We start from the raw sequence: 25,430 nt of genomic DNA on the forward strand, positions 1-25,430 counted from the left end.
AGTATTCTGTATCTCAGTATTCTGTATCTCAGTATTCTGTGTTTTAATATTCTACGTTTCAGCCTGAGTCTGACAGTTATATAAAAATAAGTGCGCGTTGTGTTTATTCATTCGATCAAATGAATAAAAATACAAAACAAAGAGCTTTTCCTGCACATTCCGAATCCCTGTCAATTTGGGATAATAATCGCCTGTGTTTTTTGTAATCATCTATCCGAATTTTGATCTTTTCTTTTGGTTCTTCGTCATTCTCTATGTAATACTATTTTCAATTAAAGAACGCGCTGGATTTTATGAGAATATTATGAGAATATTATGAGAATATTATGAGGATATCCACACAAGACAACGAAGAGCCTTTCTTTTTCCAACCACACTCATTAAAAATAGTTCATAAGTATATTAATGTGTTAATATGTTTGTCGCCTAAAGTAGGTATTAAATAATACAACTTATCTATATATCTAATAATTAAAGAATGATTATTACTAGTTACCAATATAAATATGAAAATTATTCATCTATCTATATATATTTTTTAATTTAAGTTAATATTTTTATTTTAATTCATTTTCTAATATGTAAAATCCGCTTCCTATTTTTATATCTGGTAACTATAATTAAAAATAAAGATCATCGGATAGCCTCAAAAACTAAATTTGATTGTACAAGTGGGATGCAAAATTCGACTTAAAGGTAAATATACGCCGGAGTTTCAGAAAAATTTCCGATTCTAATTTAAACTAAACAATATCCAGTTATCCATTGTATAAATGAATTGAGTTTTTAGATAGCCTGTAATACAAATTATATAGAAAACTCAAAATTTCGAGGATTAAACATATTATTTATGGAGAGTGGAAAGCATGAACTCTAGATATACTACAAGTCAAGAATCCACAATGTATCAGGCACTATTGGATGAGAATAAATTACTGGCAGATGAAAACAATGCATTAAAGGAAGAGGTACAGCGTCTAAGAGCATGTCTGGCACAGGCTGAAGGACTTGAACAGACTACAGGTAAAATTGATCAGGATTACAAAAAGGTAGAGACAACCTATAGTGAGCGCGAAAAACAGTTGATTTTTGACCTCGATGCAATGACTAGACTGTATAAAATCAGCATTTTATTCGTTCGCGAAGGCAGTCTTGAACCTGTTCTTGTCGAAATAGTCGATGCTGCAATTGCAATTTCTGGCGCTGACTTTGGCAATATCCAATTATTGGACCCTGAATCATCTGAACTTAAGATTGTAGCTTCTCGTGGATTTCCTAAATGGTGGCTGGACTTCTGGAATAGTGTATCTGTGGGAAAAGGAACTTGTGGTACGGCGCTTGGACGCAAAGAGAGGGTGATTGTCGAGGATGTTGAACAAAGCCCAATTTTTGTAGGTACTCCTGCTCTGGAAATCCAGCTTAAAGCTGGAATACGAGCGGTACAATCTACACCAATTGTGAGCCGGTCAGGAAAACCACTTGGCATGTTTTCAACACAATATAAAAAACCACATAAGCCAGACAAAGATACACTTCAAATGTTGGATCTTCTAGCTCTCAGTGCAGCCGATATCATCGAAAGAGCAAGTATCTAAAAAAAGCATCAAGTACTGACAGTGCGAATAAAACCTCTGAAGAAATACAATTTTTGTTCGATTATCTCTATTTTCAAACGTTATATTCTCTTGATATGTCCCGATGCAAGAGTATATAACGTTTGAAAAAAAACTTTCCTTATAAATCTACAACGCTATAAGCGTCTCAAGCATGGGAGCAGGCTATCAAAATAACTAATATTAGGACTTACGCACTTGAGGAACAAAATCAATTACAACAAAGACTGTGGATTAAAGTAATGTTTTAGACAGTTTGCTGTCTAATGCTGTTGATTCTTCAGTTCAACTGCGTAAGTCCTATAATATAATATCTGTCAAACTAATATAATATCTGTCAAGCGAAATATCTCAAAAAACAGTGTCAAAAAAAGTAGAAACTATCATCCGATCTACAAAATATTGGGGATGTTAATCAAATATTAAAGTAAAAAATGATTTCAGAGAACCTAATCAGCAAGATCGAATTAATCTTAAAAGGTCAGTATAAAAATATGACTACCAAACATACTGATGGCTGGGAGCCTATAACATGTCAAGCATTATTAGATGAGAATAAGCTACTGGTGGATGAAAACCGTGCCTTAAAAGACAAAATACAGAGCCTAAAAGCATATTTGAAGCAGAATGAAGAACCTGAGCATGATATTGATAAACTGGATCTGGAGATAAGGCAAGCACATCTTCTGGTAAAAGCCGACCTGGAAGCACTGACTCAAATACATGAGCTGAGTACAAAACTTTTGGGAGCTGAAGGGATTCAACCATTATTAAAAGAAATAATGGACGCAGCAATCTCTATTGTGGAAGCAAAAATGGGTACCTTGCAACTCCTTGAGGATGATTCGTTACATATTGTTGCCCATTATGGTCACGAACAGCCTTTCTTGGACTATTTTGCATCTGCTGAGAACATGGCTTCAGTTTGTGGAAAGGTGATGCAAAATGGAGAGCGTATTGTTATTGAGGATGTTGAAACAAGTTCTATATTTGCCGGGACACCTTCCCTGACTGTGATGCGTGAGGCCGGAGTACGAGCGATTCAGTCCACACCGATGTTAAGCCGGACGGGTAAGCTTCTTGGTATCCTTACGACTCAATGGGATTTTCCTTATTCTCCAAACGAGCATGATCTCTGGAGGCTTGACTTGCTAGCGCGGCAGGCAGCTGACCTGATAGAGCAGGCCAGGTCAGAGAAAGCATTGAATAATCACAAAAAATATCTACTGTCCGACCTTAATGCCATGACCAGGCTGCATAAGATCGGTACACTGTTTGTTCGAGAAGGTAATCTTGAACCTGTTCTTGTCGAAATAGTCGATGCTGCAATTGCAATTTCTGATGCTGACTTTGGCAATATCCAATTACTGGACTCTGAATCTTCTGAACTTAAGATTGTAGCCTCTCGTGGATTTCCTAAATGGTGGCTGGACTTCTGGAACAGTGTATCTGTGGGAAGTGGAACTTGTGGTACGGCGCTTGGATCTAAAGGGAGGGTAATTGTCGAGGATGTTGAACAAAGCCCAATTTTTGTAGGTACTCCTGCTCTGGAAATCCAGCTTAAAGCTGGAATACGAGCGGTACAATCTACACCAATTGTGAGCCGATCAGGAAGATTACTCGGCATGTTCTCAACGCATTATAAAAAACCACATAAACCACAGGACCATGACCTTCAGCTAATTGACCTGCTAGCTCAGCAGGCGGCAGAGATTATAGAGAGAGCACAAATAGAAGAAATGTTACGTAAGTCCGAAGAGTGTTTCCGTATTGCTTTGCAGGGATCTTCTGTTGTTATTTCCAGTCAAGACCGTGATCTGAGATATACTTGGGCTTATAATCCTTCGCTTGGTTTTAAACTCGAAGATCTTCTGGGTAAGAATGATTATGATGTATATCAATTAGATGACGCCGAGATATTTGTCTCCATCAAAAAGCAGGTTTTGGCTAGTGGTGTTAGCAGATGTGATGAAGTGGTTATCCATAGGCCTGTTTCCGCTGGCGGAGATTTATTCCATGAGATGACCACTGAGTCATTGCGCGATGCTACAGGAACCATCGTTGGAGTCATCTGTATTGCAGTTGACATTACCGAGCGCAAAAGAGCTGAAGAAGCATTAAAAAAAGTAAATGATACTTTAGAAGAAAAAATAAAAGAGCGTACAGTTGAACTTGAAGAAGCTTATAACTCATTACTTGAAAATAAAATGAGGTTAAGTGAAGCTCAAAAAATAGCCCATCTCGGAAATTGGGACTGGAATCTGGTGACTGATGAATTCTACTGGTCAGATGAAATATACAATATTTTCGGACTTGACTCTCTAAAATTCGATGAGACTTATGATTCATATGAGACTTATAATGCATTTTTTAATCTTGTTTTTCCAGAGGATAGAGAATCTGTGAATAATGCTTTTAAAGAAGCTTTTTACGGGAAATCTTTTGAAATTGATTTTAGAGTTATCTCAGCTAATGGAGAAGAACGCATACTCTATGCACAAGGACAAGTAATTTTCAATGAAAAAAACACTCCTATTAGAGTTAGAGGAATAGTTCAGGATATAACTGAACGTAAAAAAACAGAAGAAGCTCTGGTAAAACTCGAAAAAGTCCGCATAAAAGAGATTCACCACAGAATCAAAAATAACTTGCAGGTAATCTCTTCTCTTTTGGATCTCCAGGCCGAAAAGTTTGAGGATAAGAAAGTCAAGCAAGCTTTCAGTGAAAGTCAGAACCGGGTACTTTCAATGTCTCTAATTCACGAAGAACTCTACAAAGGAGGTCAGGCAGAAAAACTGAACTTTTCAGCATATCTTACAAAGTTAGCTGATAACCTGTTGATGACTTATGGACTTAGCAGCATAAATATCCGCTTGAATATGGATCTGGAAGAGAATACATTTCTTGATATGGATACTGCTGTTCCTTTAGGCATTATTGTCAATGAACTAATTTCTAATTCTCTCAAACATGCATTTACTGGAAAGAAAGAAGGAGAAATTGGAATTCAACTTCGCAGGCATGGAGAGACAATTAATGGAATTAACAAGTCCGAGTTCTGTCTGGTAGTTTCAGATAATGGAAACGGAATTCCTGAAGGTCTGAAGTTAGAAAGTATCGAGTCACTTGGCATGCAATTAATAAACATTTTAGTAAATCAGTTAGACGGAGAGCTTAAATTAAAAAGGAACAAAGGTACTGAGTTTACTGTAAAGTTCAAGGTATTAGAAAAAAACACTTAAGTAGCGACAAACAAGTTTGCTCTTCGCCATTCCCTGTGGATAATTATGGATAAGATGGTTTCCAATTCAAGACCGCATATCAATAATATCACCTATCACCTAATTTATTTGATCACCTAATTTATTTGGGCAGCGGAATTGCCTAAAAGGCCAATTTAGTGTCCGTGATCAAAGTCACACTTGAGACTTCGATGGCAATTCACTGATTAGTTTTCTGACGGTTTTGAAAAACCAAAATTGGGACAACCTTACTGCCTAAGTTAAAGAATTAAAGTCAAAAAAAGATAAAGTGAACAGTACTTTCATTTAGTTGTGCATGTCATTCAAAGAATATCATGTACGTTTTCTTAATTGTTTATTATGCGCCGTCTGTTTTTCGGTTTTGAACATTCGATGTAGGGGGGTCAGATCAACGTTACAGAGATTCAAAAAAGTACAGCAAGTCCTTATCTATGTACTATTTCTGAACCTTGGAGTTGCGTTTGCTAAAATCATTTACGGGACATTGACCAGCACATTGAGTATGACTGCGGACGGCTATCACTCCCTTTTTGATGGTCTATCCAATATTGTAGGACTGGCTGGAAGTTTTATTGGAGACCGCCCGCCTGATGTCGAGCATCCTTAAGGACATCGAAAGTATGAAACTGTAGCCTCTATTTTTATCGCTTTACTTTTGATCTTTGTAGGCATTGAAATTTTGCAAAGCGCTCTCAACCGTTTCCTTGCCCCGAGCGTGCCAGAGGTCACAGCTATAAGTTTTCTCATAATTCTCGGGACGATGTGTATTAACTATCTGGTAACACGATACGAATATAACCAGGGCGAATCTCTCAGAAGCCAGGTACTTATAGCAGACTCCATGCACACAAAAAGTGACATTTATGTCTCTCTCTCGGTTGTAGTAAGTCTTGCTGCCGTAGTGCTCGTTTTCCCTCTCATGGACCCTTTAATAGCCATAGTAATTGCTTTTATTATTTTCAGGGCCGGGTACAGGATTATTAAAGAAGGTTCCAGAATTGAAGAGGAAGAAATTTGCAACCTGGTTATGACAGTTGAAGGCGTAAAGGGATGCCATAAAATCCGGACTCGTGGGAGCATGGGAGATATCAAGATTGATATGCATCTGCTTGTCCAGTCGGATATACCACTTGAAGATGCACACCTTATCGCTCATAAAGTCAGCAAAAAGCTGAAGAGTGAATACAAAGATGTCTCTGATGTGGTTGTACATCTTGAACCCTCCTCTCAGCGACCCCAAGGATCAAATAGCAAAAAAACCAGTTAAGATGCATGGCTGGAAACGTTTTCGGGCAGATGTTTCGAATTACTACATGGGGCGAATCCCACGGCAGGGCTGTAGGTGTTGTGGTAGACGGACTGCCTGCAGGGCTTCCTTTCTCCGAGGCTGATATTCAGAAAGAACTGGACAGGAGGCGTCCGGGACAGAGTGAGGTTTCAACTCCGAGGCACGAGGCTGACAGGGTTGAAATCCTTTCGGGAATTTTTGAAGGGATGAGTACAGGCACGCCTGTTTCTATGCTTGTCTGGAACTCAGATGCCAGGTCTTCGGCTTATGATGCCATTAAAGACACTCCCAGGCCCGGACATGCCGATTTTACCTATATGGCACGCTACGGAATCAGGGACCACCGCGGGGGCGGCAGGTCTTCAGCCCGGGAAACAATAGGCAGAGTCGCAGGTGGAGCCCTTGCAAAACTCCTGCTTTCCAGGTTCGGAATACAAATTGCTGGACATGTGCTTGAACTTGGAGCTATCCGCGCAAAGCCTCTGTCTTTTGAAGAAATTCTTGAAAATGTAGAAAAAACTCCTGTGCGCTGTGCCGATCTTGAAGCTGCAGGAAAAATGCTTGAGAAAGTTGCGGCCCTTCGTCAGGAAGGAGACAGTATCGGAGGCATTGTCGAGCTTATTATAAGAGGTGTGCCTGCCGGCCTTGGAGAGCCTGTCTTTGACAGACTGGATGCGGACCTTGCAAAAGCTCTAATGAGTATTCCTGCCGTCAAGGGCTTTGAAATCGGAGCCGGATTTGAAGCTGCCCGCCTGCGCGGAAGTGAAATGAATGATCCTTTCCGAATAGAGGAGGGAAAAATAACCACTTCGAGCAATAACGCAGGCGGGATTCTAGGAGGAATTTCAACCGGACTGGACATTGTCTGCAGGGCAGCAGTAAAGCCAACTCCGTCCATAGGAAAAGTTCAGCAGACAGTTGACCTCAAAACCCTGGAAAATACTGAAATTGCAATAAAGGGCCGGCATGATCCCACAATTCCTCCGCGAATGGTTCCGGTTGCTGAAGCCATGATCGCTCTTGTGCTTGCAGACCATATGCTCAGGAGCGGCTTTATTAATCCGAGAACTCTGCTGGAATAAAGAGGATGCAATGGAACTGTATCCAGATCCACTAAAATGTCCATTTTAGCTGATGCCATCCAACTGATGCCAAATTGTCAGAGATTCTCAGAATAGTTTCCAACATAATAAGGGATCTTTACATTTCCCCATGTTTTTTGTGACTCTTCACTTTAAAGTTCACTCTGACAATGAGCATTCTCCTTCGAAAATCTTCTTTCAACTTTTTCCATCGCAAGTTCTTTTCAACTTTTTCCATCTCTAATTCTTTTCAACTTTTTCCATCTCTAATTCTTTTCAACTTTCTATACCTCAAATTCTTTTGTTGAATTTTCCTGTCTTTTCCAAACCTGAGTCCTAAAAATATCTGAACTAAATTCCAACTTTTTCATATTGGTAGAACTGCCGTGTAAAAGACCATAAAATTGTGAGGCTGCAATTTCTATCACATAAAATAGCTACGGTCTGTATCGTCATATAAGCATTCTGTGTAAAGTCTCTAGTAATCAAAGATCAAGGAATGGTTATAATTTGAAGACGGTATGAAATAAATAAGTTTGAAGATTTGGTTAGAAAAACTTATAAAGTACGCGCTTAACTTAAATTATAGAGTTCAATTTATTCATTTTAAATTGTTAGTTATTGAATTTTTGTTTATTTTTGCAGTTTCGAGGGGATCTTAGTTGAAAATGAGGACATTGATAATTATTTGCTTGCTTATAGTATCACTGATATCTGGATCAGGTTGCATTGGCAGCAGCAGTGAGCCAGTTAATGAAACAAGTTCAGTTAATGAAACAAACTTTGAGGACGAAACAGACAATCAGACTAGTTCATTTAATTCCACCGAAGAAGACGTTTTTATAGAGAACTCTTCTGAAAAGACCAGTAATACCCTTAAACTTGAGGGGCAAAGCTCCTTTTCCAAATATTACAATAAAGAAAATCTGCAGTTCGAGGCTACAGTTCCCACTTATTCTTTACCTCTGCAGGATTCCGAGATTGCAAATTATTATCAGTTCACCCAAAATATTCCCCTGACGGACGAAAACAGGGATTTAGTATGCAAAAATGGTTTTATTGTAATTGAAAATGGAACTTCTGAATACCCACTTACAGTAGGGCAGACTCTTGTAAATGAAACATACAAAGATCTGAAAGTGGCCGATATTCCTATTTTCATTACATCCGATTCTCTTCTTCACCTTTACCACATCCAGTTTGATGAGACGCTAAAAAGGGTAGAAACTGAGGAATTTTACGACGACCTGTGGAAACTTGACAAAGCTCTCCTTAAAGAATCCATAGAAGATTATGACAGCGCGTCAGGAGCAGAAAAAGAAGCTGCAAGAAGAAATGTTGCATACTTTGCCGTTGCTTTAAGCCTTCTTGAACCAAAATCTGAACAGACAACTGAAAATGCAAACGTTGCAGTGGAAACTACGCCCTTCAATTCTAGGGACGTAAATGACTACAGTGTAGAAGTTCCTTCTTTTGTAAAAGATGACGTTGAAGCCGAACTGAACCTGATAGAAGCTCACGAAGGATTTGCGTCTTCTCCGATCTTCAAGTATAGTGAAGATTACTCTCAGTACATGCCACGGGGACACTACACAAACTCAGAGAAACTGAAGAACTACTTTAAAGCCATGATGTGGCACGGTAGAATAAGTATGTTCCTTCAGTCAGACGCGATTGCTGCAGAAAGTTCTGAAAATGACGCGAAAATTCAGACCATTCAGGCTCTTTTAATTTCGGACCATTTTGGCAGGGACAAAGACATTCAAGCTAGATGGAACAGAATCTACAGCGTGACGGCGTTCTATGCCGGTTTTTCCGACGACCTCGGTCCCTATGAGTATGCAAAAGTTCTGGATACTGTTTTTGGGAATGATAGAAAAGGAGTAAGTTTCGACAACGAAAGTCTTACAGCACTGAAAACTGAACTTGAAAAATATGAAAGCCCAAAAATCTACGGTGGAACAGGGGGAATAATTCAGACAGGCTCTGAAACTGAAAATGAAACTCTTGAGACTACAAAAGGATTCAGATTCATGGGCCAGCGCTACACTCCAGATTCCTATGTCCTCCAGAAGCTCCATCCTCCTGCCCTGAACATTATGGATCTCCTCGGTTCCGAAAGGGCCGGAGAACACCTGAAAAGCTTGAATATTTCCGAAAATGAAGGATACGAGAAAGCTCACACTTCTCTTGAAAATGAATTTGGAGCGTTTGATGAAGAGGACTGGAATAAAAATCTTTACTGGGCTCAACTGTACGCTTTAAAGCCTCTTCTTGTAAGCTATCCTGAGGGTTATCCCACCTTCATGCAGACTGAAGCCTGGGAAGATAAACAGCTTAACACGGCCCTTTCTTCCTGGACCGAGCTCAGGCACGATACTATCCTCTATGCAAAGCAGGAGTACTTTCTAGGTCCTCCCCAGGTGCCACCAGAAGAAAAACCTGTTCAGGGCTATGTGGAGCCAGTTCCCGAATTTTATGCCAGAATGCTTGCCCTTACAAAAATGGCACATACCGGGCTGGCTGAAATGGAAGTTCTTGATGAGCAGTCGGATAAAGACTTTACAACTCTAGAAAACACCCTTGAAAAGTTGCTGGAAATCTCGATTAAAGAGCTCGAAAATAAAGAGCTGACAGAAGAAGAGTATGAGTTCATCAGGAATTTCGATCAAAGCATATCTCCAATGCTTGAGAATGTAGATATAAAGTCCCAGAACTCCATTCTGGTTGCAGATGTCTATACTTCTCCTGCTGGAGTTCTGGAAGAAGGAACCGGTAAACTGAATCTGATAGTAGTGGCCTATAAACAGCCCGATGGCAGGATTGTGCTTGGAGCAGGACCTGTAATGAGCTATTATGAGTTTTGGCAGCCCTCAGGACAGAGGTTGACAGATGAAGAATGGAGAGATATGCTAGAAAATAATCCTCCCGAAAGGCCGAAGTGGGCAAAGTCTTTTAAGATGTAAAATATGCTGCGTGTAAAAGATGTTACGTGTAAAAGATGCCATTCTGGATAGCTTATCTTTTCCGTTTTTTGTTTTAAGGGCGCACCTGCGTAGTTCAGAAAAAATCGGTAATGTGCCAGATTTCTAAAACTCGAAAAGTAAGGTACAGAATGTTAAAGGCAAATGTCAAAGAGGAATAATCTTGGATGGAAATAAATGGTTTTCGCTGATAATTATCGGTTTATTCTCGGCAATTTTTCTTTTATCCCTCTATGAATCCGGCGATTTGTCCCTGGGTATGAATGATACTGGCAACAGTGGAGAAATGGACAGATTAGACCCCGCAGTAACAATGCAGAGAATATATGAAAATGATAGCGATTTTCAAAACTTAACAAAAGGAAACTATTCAGGCACAGGTTCCATCTTCAATGAAACAGGGGAATCTGTAGCATATATCCAGATTAACGGCTGGTATATTCACGAAGTAACTGTTGAGCTGCAAAACGGTACATTAAAAAACCTTGGACCGGATGTTTCCGAGGAAAAGCTCTGTAAAGAAGCTGATTTCCTAAACGGGACCGTAATATCCACTTATTCACAAATGACCGGTGGAGAATTTTATATGATAACTATTGACACGCCAAATGAGACCGTGAAATCGATTGAAAAGGTGGATGAATTGCCTGAATGGACTACAGAAACTACAATTACAGAAGTTTCGGAAGATGAACCTTAAGGTGTATTCTGAATCGTGGTTTTCAGGAAAAAACATCTATAAAGTCTCAAGGTACTTTTTTCTCCTTGAAAATACTGACAGCAATTAAACATAAATTGTTGTATCCTCTTCAAATTGAGTGGAAATCTCTCACCTTCCACTCAACGAGCTTTTTTCTCTGATTAGTTGAGATAAAGATGGAATCTCGAATATGTTGTCGACTCTATCACATATGTACCGATATGCGTTTACACCCAGTTTCTTTGCTGTCTGAACAATCGTCATAAATGTGTCATTTGCTTTTGTTTCTTCCTCTGTTATGGTTTGAAGGCTCACATCCCATTTTCTTCTCTTTGATCTCTCGCCGCCAGTTTCCCTGAATTGTTATGCAGCGGAACTTCTATACTTTGATGATATGCTGCAATTGCACAGATTTCAGGAACCTTCTTCCTAGTAGTTTTATATCCACTAAGTGAGAAAACACAATCCAGTTTTCGACGCATTTCGTCGTCACTGAATATTTTGTTTTTAAACATACATGAAATTCTTCGAATTACAGGCACAAAGAAATGAAAGTGCTTTTCACCTCACCCTTTTTTGACTATCGATTTCGTCATTACCTTAGTAGTAAGGTTGTCCTAACTATGGTTTTTCAAACCATTGCTAAACTAATCAGTAAATTGACATAGAAGGCTTAAATTTGAATAAGGAACCGAAAATTAAAAAGAGCATCGGAATCCAGTTTTGTTCCGTACTTTCATGCTAATAAGTGTTTCTCAATGACTTTTCCAGTTTTGTTGGGTAGTATATAGAGAAAACTGTAATTTTGAGCAGGGAAAAAGTGAAAAATCACTAGATTATGGAACTGAGTCTACTCAGCTCAATAAAAATAAAGGTTTAAGGCTCAAGAATAAAGAAGTAGAGATTTTAAGTTCAATAAAATAAAAATAGAACCTTTAATTTCCTCAAAGATATAGAGCTCTTAAACTTAATTATAGTCATAAGGTTTTTTATGTGTTTTCCAGGGGAAATGATTCGGTTATGAATTCTTTAAATATTTTTTTAGATTTTTCAAATCCGGTATACACTCCATCCAGGCGCTGCTCCGAGATATTCGGCTTTTTTGACAGGGTGATGCCGTCTAAGAGCTGGTTAAAGTTATTCTCCAGGCCTCTTATCTTTTCAGCCGGATTGTCGTCCAGGTCAGAAAGAGAAAGTTTTTCCAGATTATCCTCGAAAGTGTATTTAGCTATATCCAGGCCTTTATTAACTCCTTCTTTAAAGTCTGAATAAGCCTGATAGTCTTTATTCCTTTCAATGCAGACATTAAATTTCCTGATGAGATCCTTCATTTTTTGAGTATCCAAAATCTTCGCTTCTTTTTTTTAAGTGACTTTGATTTGTGAAATCTTTTTTAGATTGGATATGTAAGAGTTTCAAATTTGTAGAAACGCTAAATTATGAATTTAAACTATGATTTATGAATTCTAATAATATTCATCATTTATAATATTAATTATTCCATAATAATTGCATAAAGCGCTTTCATGCTTTATATACTAAATGTATACAGTGTTAATATAATATTTAAGATATAATATACAAAAATAGCATTTACAAGTATATTAATCTTTTGATATAATTTATCAGACGGTAAATTGTTAAATTGGGCTAAATAATGGAAACATTTCATTGAGTTTTTAGATATTCCTTTTATTGTTCACAGAATTTCAAGCATCAGAAACCAGCTTATGACAAACCTGACCAATCCGTAGATATAATTTTTAAAATTTTGCAAAGTTAATTATGAGATACGCAAAAGAAGACATTCCACATAGGAAAAACACTATTAATGCGGTTCTTGCCTGAGATTTAGTTTTAAATTTTAACTCGAAAGGCCCATCAATACTTATATCTTTTTTTAATATTATCGATTCTGTTCCAAAATCTAGTGATTTTTGCATTTTTGGATTGAAAATCTGAATTCGCAAGAAGAATCCAGTTATCATCAAAACCAATATTCGATATCTAAAGACTTCAATTCTTAAGTCGTATCACAAGGATTGTGACTAATTACAAGGTCCAATGATTTTGAACTTTACATTCATCACTAGATTTTGGTACTGAGTCATATTATCGTTTGTTTTTTTAATATTATCGTTTGTTTTTTTGATATTATCGTTTGTTTTCTTGGTACACCAGCAAAAGGAGATGTGCTTTTGTTAAACTCTGAACTCTATTACTTTTTTAATATCGATTTTAAGGAATTTTATTCAGGAACATAAATAAGAAATTTAGGTTAAAGTTATGCAAATGATATTTTTAATCTCTTACAAGGTATATATTTAGTAAACCTTGCTCTCAAATACTCTTATATACAAATAACTATAAATGAAAATATATGAAAGGATTTTCTATAAATATCGAAGAAGCCACTCTGGAAAACAGTAATTTCCGCAAGGTACTCTATACCTCAAAACACAGCCAGCTGGTACTTATGAGCCTCAAGCCCGGGGAAGAAATCGGGATGGAAGTGCATGAGGAAAACGACCAGTTTTTCCGTTTTGAGCAGGGGAAGGGGAAGTGCATAATTGACGGTAACGAATACGAACTAAGTGACGGCGTTGCAGTAGTTGTGCCGGCCGGTGCTCAGCACAATGTCATCAATACTTCGGAAACAGAGGAGCTGAAACTCTATACAATCTATTCACCGGCGCACCACAAGGACGGAATCGTGCGTGCGACAAAAGAAGAAGCCGAAGCCAATGAAGCGGAATTCGATGGAGTAACTACGGAATAACAGTTTATTCTGCAGTGGCCATTGATAATCGAATCTAAAATACTTTGTTTTTTATAAAAATTGTATTTTTTTCTCTTTTTTGTTAATCTCTTTTTTGAACATTCACTTACTTTATGTGAGGTTTAATGCTGGTTAACGTGTGGCTCAACTCTACCGACACATCTTGAAAATGAAATGTCGATCTGCCGAAAGTCGGCTCGAACATTACCTATTAACCGGGCGATATTCAGATTATAACCTCGGACACAGGTCTTCTCAGAGATCTGGGAAGAGACTCTGCATATCCCAGGCGTAGTAAAAGCTGGGGGTGCATGTTGCCTGCGGACAATAGCTTTTGTAACGTCTTTTTGAGTTCCGGCACTTCACACGGCTGATTTATGTGGGCGTTTTTGATACCAAGAGCTGTGGCACATAATGCCAGCCTTTCAAAACTTCGCCCTGTATTGATCCAGGAGTTGATATCATCGTTTTCCGACAGTAAGACCATCAACACAGACGAGCTTCTGATGTGTTTTTCATCCTTTTTCGATTGGCCCTTAGCATTCAAAAAGAATTTCATGAATAGTTTCCCTATGAAGCGAGGCGATGACGGGTTTCCCATGGCCTTTGAGCTAAGACCATCACGATATCTGTTTGCTTCGGCCTCGTTGAATCTTATCCATGAAATCAGTTCCTGCATAAAATCCCGGTCATTCATCTGTATGCTGTTGCCTTCCTTAACAAGCTCTATTATCCCTTCTATTTTTTCCGGTTCAGTCACAAAAAGCACCGACACTCCCTGCTCTAATGGCAGTGATGCAAGCCTTTCCATATCAGCTCCAGGAATAGGTCTTCCATCATATTGTCTTCGAGTACTCTGCTTTATAGGGATAGCATTGAAAAGCCAGTCATTATTGGCTTTACCTTCTGCAAGCTCTAGATTTACAGAAATAGCCCCGTCCTCAAAAGAGTATCCCACCAGTGCTCTGTACCCTTCATGCTCGGCAGCTATTACCAGATTCTCCAGTGCACATCCGAGGCTTATATATAGCTCCCTTTCCAGGGGGTCAACAACCGGGAGTCTCCTTGAGATCTCTGGATAAATAAAAATTGTATTCTCTTTTATCCTGAACTTCCAGGGCTGTGTATTGTGCCCCGAAGGAGCCATAACTGCGTGATGTAGAAGTGCTGTCATATCTGGCATCGGTTCACCTGCAATGGTGTATAAGATATTTATAAAGAGGGGTTTAACTATTTTTATATTTCTTCCAGCAATGATGAAAAGGGAAAGATAAACGGAAAAGAAAAATGGGAAAAACCACCAGATGCCTAATTTACGGCTGGGGCAGAATCCCCGGTTTGTGGGCAAATTTTCGTAATTCTCCGGTGAGTGCGGTGTTTAGAGGCTTGGAATCAAACTTCCGCAATACTTTCACTTTACCATCCGAATGATTATGAAAATTATGAATGCTATTAATCCAGTCAGGTATATCCAGCGAATATAAATTCGCCGGTTTGCGGTTTTTGAGTCTAACAATTTACCTGTTGAGTACAGAATTACTATATCTATTAGTAAAATGGGAAACAGATAAATCCGCTCTAGCCAGCCCAGAAAAAACGGCAAGCTGCTTGCAAAAACCACCAGTAAGAAAACCGCTCCGCTTATTTTCAATGCTTTTTCGCGGCCAAGTTCCAGGGCTAAGGAATGAGATCCTGCCTGACTATCGCCTTCAATATCCATAGCGTCTGCCGCGATCTCTTCTCCTAAATCTACAAGCATTACTATAACCGCAAAAAACCAGACTATTATTTCAAATGGTTTGTTTACTGCTATACCACCAAAAATAAAAGTCATGCCTACTGAAAAGCTGACCATCAGATTTCCAATAAGACCCGCTTTTTTGAACCGCCAGTTGTAAAGCAAACCAACTGCCCAGACCAGAATGGCTACTAATAAGGCCTCTAAGCTAATCAGGTAGCTTGTGATAAGTCCAAGTATTGCCACAACAATGGAGAGTAAAACGACTTCTTGCTCAGTAACAAGACCTGCTGGAAGTGGTCTTTCTGGCGCATTTATTCTGTCAATTTCAAGATCAAAGTAGTCATTAAGGATGAGAGCCGTAGCCGAAATGAAAAAAATGCTTAGAAACCCCAATACAATTTCAGTTGTGGTAGGAAGTGCACCTAATGCCAGTAACTCCCCCAGTATCACGCACACTCCAGCAGTAAATGGCAGTTCAAAACGGAATAAGCGGAATAGCCCCAGAATTTTTGGCCTAAGCATAAAGGTATTATAAGTAGTGTAATGTTTTAATTTTTTTTGAGTGGATTTTTAATTTTTTTTGTTTACATGTACAAGATAATGTGAAGGCATTTGGAGAAAGGCTATTCTCAAAAATCAAAAAATTTTTAATAATTATGTGTTAAAGAATATGGGTCTTCTAATTATAGGCTCTTCTAATTATAGGCTCTTCTAATTATAGGCTCTTCTAATTATAGGCTCTTCTAATTATAGGCTCTTCTAATTATAGGCTCTTCTAATTATAGGCTCTATCCATCCGGCGCACTACAAGGCATTAGCTACTTTTTTCTCCTATACAGCACATCCAGTTTTTATTTTCTACCAGATGTATTTGTATATTTACGTATCCGGCCTTTTTTAATAACTCCTCCAGTTCTTGAGGTGTATGTAGTTTAAGATTGCCAGCCTTTACATACGGGTCATTTCTGTCCTTAAAGTTCTGGCTGGCATACATTTCGTTAATTATCATAATCCTGCCAGAAGGTTTTAAAACCCTTTTAATTTCAGATAAGTTTTGAAGAAGGTTCGGCCAGAAATAAACAGTTTCAACCGCCAGTGCCCAATCAAATTTGTTATCCTCAAAAGGAATTTTTTCTACACTTGCGTTATGTATCTCAACCTTACCGCTGTCTATTAATCCTTTGTTAAATTCGATAGACCAGTTTACACAGTCATTAGAATAATCAATTCCAAAAACTTTTCCTTCAGGTGCAAGTAAGGCCAACCTGTTTACTGTTCTACCCCCGCCGCACCCAATATCTAAAATTATACTATCCTGCTTAATATCTATTTTCCCCAAACCCCAGCTTGTCAGCTCATAATGGTTGATATTCATTTCATCCGCAACCAATTTACCTGCCTCTCCGGCAGGCTTTCTGCATTGATTCATCTTTCTAGAAAGTTCGCTCATAACTAACTCCTTATAAGTCCAAATAGATAAATTTTATACTAATCTCTATTAATTCAAAAAATCTGTGTATTGTTTCAATTTGATTTAGTGGATCTTGATTGCGAATTTTTGGCTGTTAAATGTAAACGGTCTTGATAGTCAATGGTTTCAATCCTTGTTTTAGTGTATCTTGCTTTCGAATAGCCCTTTCACTGCTTTTTTAAGCTCAGATCCAGCTTTTTATATAATATCTTTCAGGACTCACTTCTCCTTCCAATATAGAGCATATGCTCACAACTGCCCCATGTCATCGGGTTTGTGGATAGTTTCATAGAAAGCTCGATAAATGCATTAAAGCAATCCTCCGGCAGGCTATTTATTGTTCTCTCGTTCGACGACAACATTCCTTCGATTGCAGTAATAACTAATTTCTCAAGTGGATACTTTTTCATAATATCTTCTATATTTGCTGGATTTTCAAACCACGCATCTGTGAATCCGGGATTTTCCTCAGAAACAATATTGGTCCCATCCTTCAGGTAATCTAATAATCTGTCTTTTGTATCCAGAATCATATGTGGGTTTCCTCTTATCATGTCAATTATAGGTGCAAATGCGGAAATGAATGATACAAAAAGGATACCTCCAGGTTTCAGAACATTTACGCACTTATCGATTACGATATGTCTTTGAACCTCATCAGTAAGGTGATAAAAAGGCCCCATACAAAGAACGGCATCAAACTGACCTTTTATGTGGTGATTAAGTTCAAGCGCATTACAGTGGATAAAACTCTCTAACTGTATGCCTTGTTCTTCAGCTTTTGTCTTTGCAAGTAAAATGTTCTTTGAAGAAAGGTCCAGAAGTGTAACATTATGCCCCTGTGAAGCCAGATATATAGAATATCTTCCGGGTCCTCCCCCTACATCGAGTATTCTTGATTCTTCGGGTATGTAAATATCCAGATATCTGCGTGTTATTTCATATTCGATCCGGTGTCTCTCTAGCCTCTGCCATTCATATTCCACATTATCATCATAAAATGCTTCCACTGTCCTGTATATCTCCATCCTTAAAACCTTCCTTTTAAATTTTAAAGGGACTGATCCCTCATCTCAGAGTGTGTCTCCTATCCTGAAACAAAAAACCCTGAGGAATCAGATATGTGACTCCACAAGGTAACATAACAGACCTCAGTTCTCCTTGTAGCAATTATCAATGTTGTTATCATATCCGGCCTTCACTCAATCATCTTCTATGCCGGCTTTCAACATCCCTTGATCACATACCCAACCTTTGTATACAAGTACTATGACCAATTTTGATATTGAATCAAATAAATGAGAAAAAACGTTTTACTTAGTCTTATTTCAGCTACAAAATGATAATCTTTTTTGTTAAAGATATGGCCTATTTTCAACAAGAAAACAAAATCTGTATAGCAGTTTCAATCCTTATTTTAGTGGATCTTGCTCTCGAATGGTTATTAGGAGGAAGAAATGAACAGATATTATCTTGATTTCAATTCTTATTTTAGTGGAAACTACCTATGGCTCAGGAAAAATTTCTTCGAAAAGGAGGAAATGCAAAGTTTCAATCCTTATTTTAGTGGAAGCTACCTCTTGACAGGTTCGTTTTTCCTTATTTTCAGCAAATTCTCAGTAACTTCAACTCTGAAAAACAGTATTATGCGGCTATATTAAGCGGATATTTTTTGCAAAGGAAACGTGTCAGGTGTCAAAATCAAGTCCTGTTATTTTAATGTTGGGAAGATATTGCTTTAACTTATGACAGAACACACCTCCGGCACATCCGACCTCAAGAATATTCTGGCCATCCTGTGCTCCAATTGCGTTCATTCAAAGATACTTATTTCTGTCAGTAAAACGCATTTCACGGCTGCGATAAGGCTCCAGGGTTGTCTGCACACACCGCGACCATGTATTGTTCAAAACTGTTCACCCTGCATTTATTTTCTTCTCGTAACCAAAAAGATAAAACCCTGTATCGTCCAGTTTAGATTCCCCAATTTTTGTAAAGCTTAACTTCTCATAAAAATTATATTTCTATACTATCACAATTTTCAGGGCCATGTCCGTATAGCTTTATTTCATCCATCCATGCATCTGCTTTTGTTTCGTTGCTTCCGGGATAAGTCATTGTATTACGAATCATGTGAAAACAGCCGATGGTTTCATGTTTTGTTTCTAATTTCCGGCAGAGAGAAATTCATTTTTCAGCAGGCTATACACCTCAATATCGGTGAAGCGGTTCCCGGTTAGCAGTTCTCCGTCCCGTTCGATGCCTTCAAAACGGAAGCCGAGGCGTTGAGGTATGCTTTTGCTGGGAAAGTTCCCCACCGCACATCTTATTTGAACCCGGTTGATATTCATTTCTTCAAAGGCAAAACGCATCACGGCTGTAACCGAACTGGTGATGATACCTTTTTTTTGACACGGTTCCGAAAGCCAGTACCCGATTTCCGCTTTACGGTTCAGTTTATCGGTATTCTTGAAGCCGATCAACCCGGCAAAATCCCCCTTATACCGGATTACAAATACAAAATCCCCTTTTTCGGCAGGGACAGCAAGCACCGAACGGATATAATCCTCCGAGTCCGACACATCTATGGTAAACGCAACAAACGGCAGCCATTTACCCAGGTAATCCCGCTGCCTGTCGATGGTAGTGAACATCTCGTTGGCATCCGAAAGTTCCAGTTGCTTAAGCCGTATATCTTCCGTTACGATGATGGTTTTTACAAGTTCTGTCATGATTCTTTTTTAGTATGTTGATCCGTAAGAAAAATGTTTTCCTGACAGGTTAATCGTTGTCTATAAAAAAGGCACTGGATACTGTGCTGTCTTCTCGCAGATGCTTGACAGCTCTGTATTCGGGAGAATTAAAACAATTTTCAGCCTGTGCAAGAGAGTCAAAGCCGATGACGATAGAACGTTCCGGCTTAATGGTGCCACAAAAAGCGGTGATTTTGTTACTGCGTGCTATATATTCGCCTCCGTGCTGCTCCACAATGTCCTTAACCGCTGCAATATATTCGGCATAGCGGACAGGGTCGTGCACAGATTCGATCAGAATAACCATTACTGTTTTTTTCATCGTCTCCTCCTTTTGTTAAAGCAGTAAAAGTTTCACTCCTTTTTTAGTGGATCTTACTCTCAAATCCACATGAGCTTCCTATATTCAAGATAGAAAGTATATAGTAATGGTGCTGCCGCAAACAAACCAAGTAATCTAATCAGGTCCCATGCAACCAAAATGTCCTCGATTTCCGGTACCAAATCCATTGCACCCATCAAAAGAAGTATGATTCCAGTCATCAACCAGAAGGTAGAGAGGATTCCGGCGTAGGCAATTCCAGGAACATAGTCACAATTTGAATTCAAGACTGACAGTGTCACAAACACCATCGCGATTGAAGCGAGTAACAGGATAGCTGGCAGCGCGTTTCCCAGAAAATGAAACGGAAGGATGACTGATAGTATTGCGTAGATGAGGTATTTTAGAGAGAAAGAGGTGGGTCTCAGCTTGTCCATTTCAGTCACTTGATTTAGTGGATTTTGTTTTCAAGTAAGAAAATTACACAGTACAGGATATATACTTTTCGAGTTTCAATCCTTTTTTTAGCGGATCTTGCTCTCGAATCACAGGCTTGAGTTCGACCACAATGTACCAAATCTCGGTTTCAACCCTTGTTTTCGTGGCTCTTGGTCACGAATATTATTTTCAGGCATGAAATGATACGGGTCAATTAAATAGATAATCTTTTGGATTATTTTTGATGGTATGATTAATAATCCATTCTTCAATTTCAGCTGGCTTCATCTCATTTTCAGTCGCTGCAATCTTGACTATAAATTCTATCGTTTCTTGTGGAGTAGATGTAAGTGTATACCCACTATCCTCAAGAACAAAATTCATTGCTTCGTATCCCGTTCTTTTATTTCCGTTAAAAAACGGATGTCTTGAGACAATGGCATAAACTACAATTGCAGCATTTTGAAAAACGGTATTATATTCCTTTATCATATATTCAAACATTAACTCTAATGTAGCAAGAGATCTAATTGCAGGTGTATAATCGTCAGGATTCTCTTCTTTGTCATAGTCAATCACTCGTTGATGAATTTTTAAGACATCAATTAAGCTAATCAACATATCACTTTCTTCCGAGTGCGTCTAAGATCTCTTTGTCTTCTATGAGTTTCCTATCCAACCATGCATCGAAATCTTTGACATGTGATTCTCTTCGTTCAGTGTTCTCTTCTTTTGGGAACATTGGTTTATACTCTGCAGTTTCTTTAACTTTAACAATGAGCCGTTTGATAATGGAATTATAAGACTCGTTTTCTGTGATCTTAAATTCTTTAAGTGATTCCTTTACATCTGGGTCAATGGCTATGGTAGACATATATTATAATATGTTATAACAGCATATTAACATATCTAACTTAACATAGGATCGACTCTAATAGAATTTAATGCGTCTTCGGTTAAGGGGGGAATCGTGAAAAATTGTACCGATTTCCTCAACATCTATTAAATAATTTAATAAGTTGTGGGCTGGAATAGGGTATCGATTTCACGTAAATAGCCCAAAATTTAAGGACGGCTTCTAATGCAAAATCGATAGTTTTCAAACAAGAAAATTCCTTAACCGATGACCAATGAATAGAATTTACTAAAAATGTTTGTTAGTATTCTTTGTAAGTATGCGTTCATTTGTTTCAATCCTTATTTTAGTGGATCTTGCTCTCGAATCATTATAGACTTGACAATGTACATTGCAGACTTCGAAGTTTCAATCCTTGTTTTAGTGGATCTTGCTCTCGAATTTAAGAACTTCTTCGAACTGATACCAGAAATCTGGTTTCAATCCTTGTTTTAGTGGATCTTGCTCTCGAATCGTTATCTAGACGATGGCTGTTCCGGTACTGGATGTAGTTTCAATCCTTGTTTTAGTGGATCTTGCTCTCGAATTTGAGCAAAAGCTCTTTGATGAACAATACGAGATGATGTTTCAATCCTTGTTTTAGTGGATCTTGCTCTCGAATAGTAGCAGAAGAACTTAAAAAACAATTTGGAGAACCGTTTCAATCCTTGTTTTAGTGGATCTTGCTCTCGAATTTCAAAATTAAGGTAGTTCAGAAATGAATTTTTTAAGTTTCAATCCTTGTTTTAGTGGATCTTGCTCTCGAATAGGAACAAAATATGGATATCAAAGAAATATATATTTGTTTCAATCCTTGTTTTAGTGGATCTTGCTCTCGAATAAAAATATTGAGCTTCCAAGAGATGCAGTCATCGAGTTTCAATCCTTGTTTTAGTGGATCTTGCTCTCGAATTTACTCCCTTTATTTTTACCGATTTGTCATAGGTTAGTTTCAATCCTTGTTTTAGTGGATCTTGCTCTCGAATTAAACGCAGAACCTACTATGTGCCCTGCCTTGCCTTTGTTTCAATCCTTGTTTTAGTGGATCTTGCTCTCGAATAAGATCCATTGAATTTTATTCCTCCTGGCTAAAAAGCCGTTTCAATCCTTGTTTTAGTGGATCTTGCTCTCGAATTCCTGAGAATCCATAGTAGTATTAACTTTAAAGAGGTTTCAATCCTTGTTTTAGTGGATCTTGCTCTCGAATAAAAATTACAACAGATCAAGGAATCCGCAAAAACAAGTTTCAATCCTTGTTTTAGTGGATCTTGCTCTCGAATCAAAAAACAGGAGCTACAGCAGGATATTATGATATTAAGTTTCAATCCTTGTTTTAGTGGATCTTGCTCTCGAATTACAGAATTTTGGTTCACCACCAAGTTTTGCAATAGTTTCAATCCTTGTTTTAGTGGATCTTGCTCTCGAATCTGCCTGGGGGTGGTCTAAATGCCCCTCATTAGGTGGTTTCAATCCTTGTTTTAGTGGATCTTGCTCTCGAATTTGAAAAACAAGTTCTATCCTTATTGTTTCTCGGATGTTTCAATCCTTGTTTTAGTGGATCTTGCTCTCGAATTCATGTTCCCCATACGTCTTATGATAGCCAAAGGGAGTTTCAATCCTTGTTTTAGTGGATCTTGCTCTCGAATAAAAAAGAGAATGGGATGCAATTTTTGAGGAGACTATAGTTTCAATCCTTGTTTTAGTGGATCTTGCTCTCGAATCTTCGGCTTCGCCCATTGGATATGGGAAATCTGAAAGTTTCAATCCTTGTTTTAGTGGATCTTGCTCTCGAATATCATCTCAAAAATTGAGGAAATTCATGGTATCGGCGGTTTCAATCCTTGTTTTAGTGGATCTTGCTCTCGAATTTTCGGTTCTGCCGCGTTTTCTGCTGAAGCACCGGTTTCAATCCTTGTTTTAGTGGATCTTGCTCTCGAATCGGTATATACGCCGCATCGGTCGGAATAGATGCTGGAAGTTTCAATCCTTGTTTTAGTGGATCTTGCTCTCGAATCAGGTTCGAATCCTGATAGGAGTTTTTGCTCATCTAAGTTTCAATCCTTGTTTTAGTGGATCTTGCTCTCGAATCAAGAAGTAATGGAACAATTGAAATGTGAATTAGTGTTTCAATCCTTGTTTTAGTGGATCTTGCTCTCGAATCCTGAATATACTCCCCGTTCTCCCCCTTCTACGCCAGTTTCAATCCTTGTTTTAGTGGATCTTGCTCTCGAATATCCCACCTCTAGCAAGTGAAACATTAAGACCATTATGTTTCAATCCTTGTTTTAGTGGATCTTGCTCTCGAATAATTTATAAAATTCAGCATCTCCAGATTCATTAACTTGTTTCAATCCTTGTTTTAGTGGATCTTGCTCTCGAATAATCTGGTTGAAGAGGCTGCTGCTGTCTACTTCTCCGTTTCAATCCTTGTTTTAGTGGATCTTGCTCTCGAATGATATCGAAGTAGATCCAAATGGGCACTATGTTTACAGTTTCAATCCTTGTTTTAGTGGATCTTGCTCTCGAATCACACAGCAAACACAGCAGGAACAACAGCAGGCTTGTTTCAATCCTTGTTTTAGTGGATCTTGCTCTCGAATAATGTAATGTCTGAATATAAAGTAAACGTGTATGAGTTTCAATCCTTGTTTTAGTGGATCTTGCTCTCGAATGTGTATGCCAAAAAGGATGAAAGTTACCAATCTAGTTTCAATCCTTGTTTTAGTGGATCTTGCTCTCGAATGATTCCGTAGGCTTTTAGTTTAATTGTGGCATCCATGTTTCAATCCTTGTTTTAGTGGATCTTGCTCTCGAATGCGATTATACATGCGATGGAACGCATGACGAAGTTGAAAGTTTCAATCCTTGTTTTAGTGGATCTTGCTCTCGAATAGTCTCAGAGGCACAATCTGAATATGAAGATGCAGTTAAGTTTCAATCCTTGTTTTAGTGGATCTTGCTCTCGAATGCGATATAATATGGTGTTGTAATATGAGAGATCGGTTTCAATCCTTGTTTTAGTGGATCTTGCTCTCGAATGGCCTTATCAAAAACCTCAAAATAGATAGGAGAACCGTTTCAATCCTTGTTTTAGTGGATCTTGCTCTCGAATCCATTAAGCAACGAAACCGAACCATTTGCGTCTTCAGTTTCAATCCTTGTTTTAGTGGATCTTGCTCTCGAATACGCCGGCAAGTTTTAGAAAGTCAATTGGATAGTGGTTTCAATCCTTGTTTTAGTGGATCTTGCTCTCGAATACAATGCAGATACACGGAAGCGTTTGCAGATTTGTAAGTTTCAATCCTTGTTTTAGTGGATCTTGCTCTCGAATTCAGCGAAAACATTGTTACACACCTCAATATTATTTGGTTTCAATCCTTGTTTTAGTGGATCTTGCTCTCGAATGACAAAGCCGCGATGGAACGCGGAACTTCTTTTGATGTTTCAATCCTTGTTTTAGTGGATCTTGCTCTCGAATAGCTCTAATGTCTGAAGATAAGTTTTATACTTCAGAGTTTCAATCCTTGTTTTAGTGGATCTTGCTCTCGAATATATAGTTATCTTAGAGGTAAGAGTATAAAATAAAAAGTTTCAATCCTTGTTTTAGTGGATCTTGCTCTCGAATCATCCGGGACCGGTACGCTGTCCAGATCAAGCCCTTGTTTCAATCCTTGTTTTAGTGGATCTTGCTCTCGAATATGAATATGACCTTACTAAAATTCAGAATCTTATTGAGTTTCAATCCTTGTTTTAGTGGATCTTGCTCTCGAATAAAATGGTTAAAGTAAATTAAATTCGAATGTGTGCACGTTTCAATCCTTGTTTTAGTGGATCTTGCTCTCGAATCAGGCCAAAAGTAGTGTGATAGCGGTTCTCAACGTAAGTTTCAATCCTTGTTTTAGTGGATCTTGCTCTCGAATTACAGATAGGTCTTGTGTCAAATTAATCAATGAAAAGTTTCAATCCTTGTTTTAGTGGATCTTGCTCTCGAATACACATCTCTTCTAGATACAGTTTTATCAAAACTAAGTGTTTTGTTTCAATCCTTGTTTTAGTGGATCTTGCTCTCGAATTAGTATTCAGGACTAATAGATGAGGACA

19 protein-coding genes, 1 pseudogene and 1 CRISPR repeat array (1 of these 21 running past the window's edge) are annotated in these 25,430 nt (G+C 38.3%); of the genes and pseudogenes, 7 read left to right on the forward strand and 13 right to left on the reverse strand.

Annotation, left to right across the window (positions count from 1 at the left end):
- The first annotated feature begins 866 nt into the window (after positions 1–866).
- The 6 genes and pseudogenes from MSVAZ_RS03125 (at position 867) to MSVAZ_RS03150 (ending at position 10,930) form a co-directional block, all read left to right on the forward strand.
- The gene (locus MSVAZ_RS03125; RefSeq protein WP_048117944.1) at positions 867–1,595 is read left to right on the forward strand and encodes a GAF domain-containing protein; all 729 of its coding nucleotides are present in this window, start codon (positions 867–869) and stop codon (positions 1,593–1,595) included.
- 512 nt (positions 1,596–2,107) lie between these two features.
- Complete coding sequence (locus tag MSVAZ_RS18670) at positions 2,108–4,855, forward strand: histidine kinase dimerization/phosphoacceptor domain -containing protein (protein WP_198146784.1); 2,748 nt, start codon at positions 2,108–2,110, stop codon at positions 4,853–4,855.
- Positions 4,856–5,237: 382 nt separating this feature from the next.
- Positions 5,238–6,143: pseudogene (locus MSVAZ_RS03135) on the forward strand (cation diffusion facilitator family transporter).
- A 5-nt stretch (positions 6,144–6,148) separates the two neighbouring features.
- Positions 6,149–7,246 (forward strand): chorismate synthase, encoded by a 1,098-nt coding sequence (gene aroC, locus MSVAZ_RS03140; protein ID WP_048117947.1) that lies wholly within the window; start codon positions 6,149–6,151, stop codon positions 7,244–7,246.
- A 668-nt stretch (positions 7,247–7,914) separates the two neighbouring features.
- The gene (locus MSVAZ_RS03145; protein WP_048123614.1) at positions 7,915–10,212 is read left to right on the forward strand and encodes a DUF3160 domain-containing protein; all 2,298 of its coding nucleotides are present in this window, start codon (positions 7,915–7,917) and stop codon (positions 10,210–10,212) included.
- 181 nt (positions 10,213–10,393) lie between these two features.
- Positions 10,394–10,930 carry a hypothetical protein gene (locus MSVAZ_RS03150; protein WP_197078815.1) on the forward strand — a complete coding sequence of 179 codons (537 nt, stop codon included), beginning with the start codon at positions 10,394–10,396 and terminating at the stop codon, positions 10,928–10,930.
- A 129-nt stretch (positions 10,931–11,059) separates the two neighbouring features.
- Here the strand turns inward: MSVAZ_RS03150 and MSVAZ_RS19975 are convergent, their stop codons facing one another.
- The 3 genes from MSVAZ_RS19975 to MSVAZ_RS03160 all read right to left on the reverse strand — a co-directional run bounded on the left by MSVAZ_RS19975 (position 11,060) and on the right by MSVAZ_RS03160 (position 12,276).
- Entirely contained in the window at positions 11,060–11,245 is a 186-nt protein-coding gene (locus MSVAZ_RS19975) for a hypothetical protein (protein WP_048153613.1), read from the reverse strand.
- Entirely contained in the window at positions 11,242–11,445 is a 204-nt protein-coding gene (locus tag MSVAZ_RS03155) for a hypothetical protein (RefSeq protein WP_048117950.1), read from the reverse strand. The genes MSVAZ_RS19975 and MSVAZ_RS03155 overlap by 4 nt, the downstream gene beginning before the upstream one ends.
- A gap of 474 nt (positions 11,446–11,919) precedes the next feature.
- Complete coding sequence (locus tag MSVAZ_RS03160) at positions 11,920–12,276, reverse strand: hypothetical protein (RefSeq protein WP_232316200.1); 357 nt, start codon at positions 12,274–12,276, stop codon at positions 11,920–11,922.
- Between the two features lie 1,034 nt (positions 12,277–13,310).
- Between MSVAZ_RS03160 and MSVAZ_RS03170 the strand changes: the two genes are divergently transcribed.
- Positions 13,311–13,709: a cupin domain-containing protein gene (locus tag MSVAZ_RS03170; protein WP_048117956.1), complete on the forward strand. Its 399-nt coding sequence runs from the start codon at positions 13,311–13,313 to the stop codon at positions 13,707–13,709.
- Positions 13,710–13,935: 226 nt separating this feature from the next.
- On the opposite strand, the gene MSVAZ_RS03175 is transcribed toward MSVAZ_RS03170, so the two are convergent.
- The 10 genes from MSVAZ_RS03175 to MSVAZ_RS03220 form a co-directional block, all read right to left on the reverse strand.
- Positions 13,936–14,892, reverse strand: coding sequence for an Acg family FMN-binding oxidoreductase (locus MSVAZ_RS03175; RefSeq protein WP_048123621.1), 957 nt, complete (start codon positions 14,890–14,892; stop codon positions 13,936–13,938).
- Positions 14,893–15,120: 228 nt separating this feature from the next.
- On the reverse strand, positions 15,121–15,972 hold the full coding sequence (locus MSVAZ_RS03180; RefSeq protein ID WP_048117957.1) for a UbiA family prenyltransferase: 852 nt from the start codon (positions 15,970–15,972) through the stop codon (positions 15,121–15,123).
- Positions 15,973–16,264: 292 nt separating this feature from the next.
- Positions 16,265–16,900, reverse strand: coding sequence for a class I SAM-dependent methyltransferase (locus tag MSVAZ_RS03185; RefSeq protein ID WP_048117959.1), 636 nt, complete (start codon positions 16,898–16,900; stop codon positions 16,265–16,267).
- A gap of 233 nt (positions 16,901–17,133) precedes the next feature.
- Positions 17,134–17,949, reverse strand: a complete 816-nt coding sequence (locus tag MSVAZ_RS03190; protein WP_048117962.1) for a class I SAM-dependent methyltransferase — start codon at positions 17,947–17,949, stop codon at positions 17,134–17,136.
- Between the two features lie 660 nt (positions 17,950–18,609).
- On the reverse strand, positions 18,610–18,738 hold the full coding sequence (locus tag MSVAZ_RS21010) for a class I SAM-dependent methyltransferase (RefSeq protein ID WP_231592396.1): 129 nt from the start codon (positions 18,736–18,738) through the stop codon (positions 18,610–18,612).
- A 348-nt stretch (positions 18,739–19,086) separates the two neighbouring features.
- Positions 19,087–19,653 (reverse strand): GNAT family N-acetyltransferase, encoded by a 567-nt coding sequence (locus tag MSVAZ_RS03200; protein WP_048117966.1) that lies wholly within the window; start codon positions 19,651–19,653, stop codon positions 19,087–19,089.
- Positions 19,654–19,702: 49 nt separating this feature from the next.
- Positions 19,703–19,996 carry a DUF1330 domain-containing protein gene (locus MSVAZ_RS03205; protein ID WP_048117969.1) on the reverse strand — a complete coding sequence of 98 codons (294 nt, stop codon included), beginning with the start codon at positions 19,994–19,996 and terminating at the stop codon, positions 19,703–19,705.
- A 59-nt stretch (positions 19,997–20,055) separates the two neighbouring features.
- Positions 20,056–20,442 (reverse strand): hypothetical protein, encoded by a 387-nt coding sequence (locus MSVAZ_RS03210; protein WP_157205999.1) that lies wholly within the window; start codon positions 20,440–20,442, stop codon positions 20,056–20,058.
- Positions 20,443–20,644: 202 nt separating this feature from the next.
- Entirely contained in the window at positions 20,645–21,055 is a 411-nt protein-coding gene (locus tag MSVAZ_RS03215) for a type II toxin-antitoxin system death-on-curing family toxin (protein WP_048117975.1), read from the reverse strand.
- 1 nt (position 21,056) lies between these two features.
- Positions 21,057–21,308 (reverse strand): DUF7557 family protein, encoded by a 252-nt coding sequence (locus MSVAZ_RS03220; protein ID WP_048109045.1) that lies wholly within the window; start codon positions 21,306–21,308, stop codon positions 21,057–21,059.
- Positions 21,309–21,621: 313 nt separating this feature from the next.
- Positions 21,622–25,430: a CRISPR direct-repeat array (repeat unit 37 nt; unit sequence GTTTCAATCCTTGTTTTAGTGGATCTTGCTCTCGAAT) (it continues 917 nt past the right edge of the window).

This window comes from Methanosarcina vacuolata Z-761 (genome assembly GCF_000969905.1).
Taxonomy (GTDB): Archaea; Halobacteriota; Methanosarcinia; order Methanosarcinales; family Methanosarcinaceae; genus Methanosarcina; species Methanosarcina vacuolata.

What these genes read in the sequence shown, in the direction of transcription:
- MSVAZ_RS03200 (WP_048117966.1), bottom strand. Translation starts at nt 19,653, where the DNA reads ATGACAGAACTTGTAAAAACCATCATCGTAACGGAAGATATACGGCTT.
- MSVAZ_RS03170 (WP_048117956.1), top strand. Translation starts at nt 13,311, where the DNA reads ATGAAAGGATTTTCTATAAATATCGAAGAAGCCACTCTGGAAAACAGT.
- MSVAZ_RS03185 (WP_048117959.1), bottom strand. Translation starts at nt 16,900, where the DNA reads ATGAGCGAACTTTCTAGAAAGATGAATCAATGCAGAAAGCCTGCCGGA.
- MSVAZ_RS03125 (WP_048117944.1), top strand. Translation starts at nt 867, where the DNA reads ATGAACTCTAGATATACTACAAGTCAAGAATCCACAATGTATCAGGCA.
- MSVAZ_RS03220 (WP_048109045.1), bottom strand. Translation starts at nt 21,308, where the DNA reads ATGTCTACCATAGCCATTGACCCAGATGTAAAGGAATCACTTAAAGAA.
- MSVAZ_RS03205 (WP_048117969.1), bottom strand. Translation starts at nt 19,996, where the DNA reads ATGAAAAAAACAGTAATGGTTATTCTGATCGAATCTGTGCACGACCCT.
- MSVAZ_RS03155 (WP_048117950.1), bottom strand. Translation starts at nt 11,445, where the DNA reads ATGTTTAAAAACAAAATATTCAGTGACGACGAAATGCGTCGAAAACTG.
- MSVAZ_RS03180 (WP_048117957.1), bottom strand. Translation starts at nt 15,972, where the DNA reads ATGCTTAGGCCAAAAATTCTGGGGCTATTCCGCTTATTCCGTTTTGAA.
- MSVAZ_RS03215 (WP_048117975.1), bottom strand. Translation starts at nt 21,055, where the DNA reads ATGTTGATTAGCTTAATTGATGTCTTAAAAATTCATCAACGAGTGATT.
- MSVAZ_RS21010 (WP_231592396.1), bottom strand. Translation starts at nt 18,738, where the DNA reads ATGAACGCAATTGGAGCACAGGATGGCCAGAATATTCTTGAGGTCGGA.
- MSVAZ_RS03145 (WP_048123614.1), top strand. Translation starts at nt 7,915, where the DNA reads ATGAGGACATTGATAATTATTTGCTTGCTTATAGTATCACTGATATCT.
- aroC (WP_048117947.1), top strand. Translation starts at nt 6,149, where the DNA reads ATGGCTGGAAACGTTTTCGGGCAGATGTTTCGAATTACTACATGGGGC.
- MSVAZ_RS03190 (WP_048117962.1), bottom strand. Translation starts at nt 17,949, where the DNA reads ATGGAGATATACAGGACAGTGGAAGCATTTTATGATGATAATGTGGAA.
- MSVAZ_RS03175 (WP_048123621.1), bottom strand. Translation starts at nt 14,892, where the DNA reads ATGCCAGATATGACAGCACTTCTACATCACGCAGTTATGGCTCCTTCG.
- MSVAZ_RS18670 (WP_198146784.1), top strand. Translation starts at nt 2,108, where the DNA reads ATGACTACCAAACATACTGATGGCTGGGAGCCTATAACATGTCAAGCA.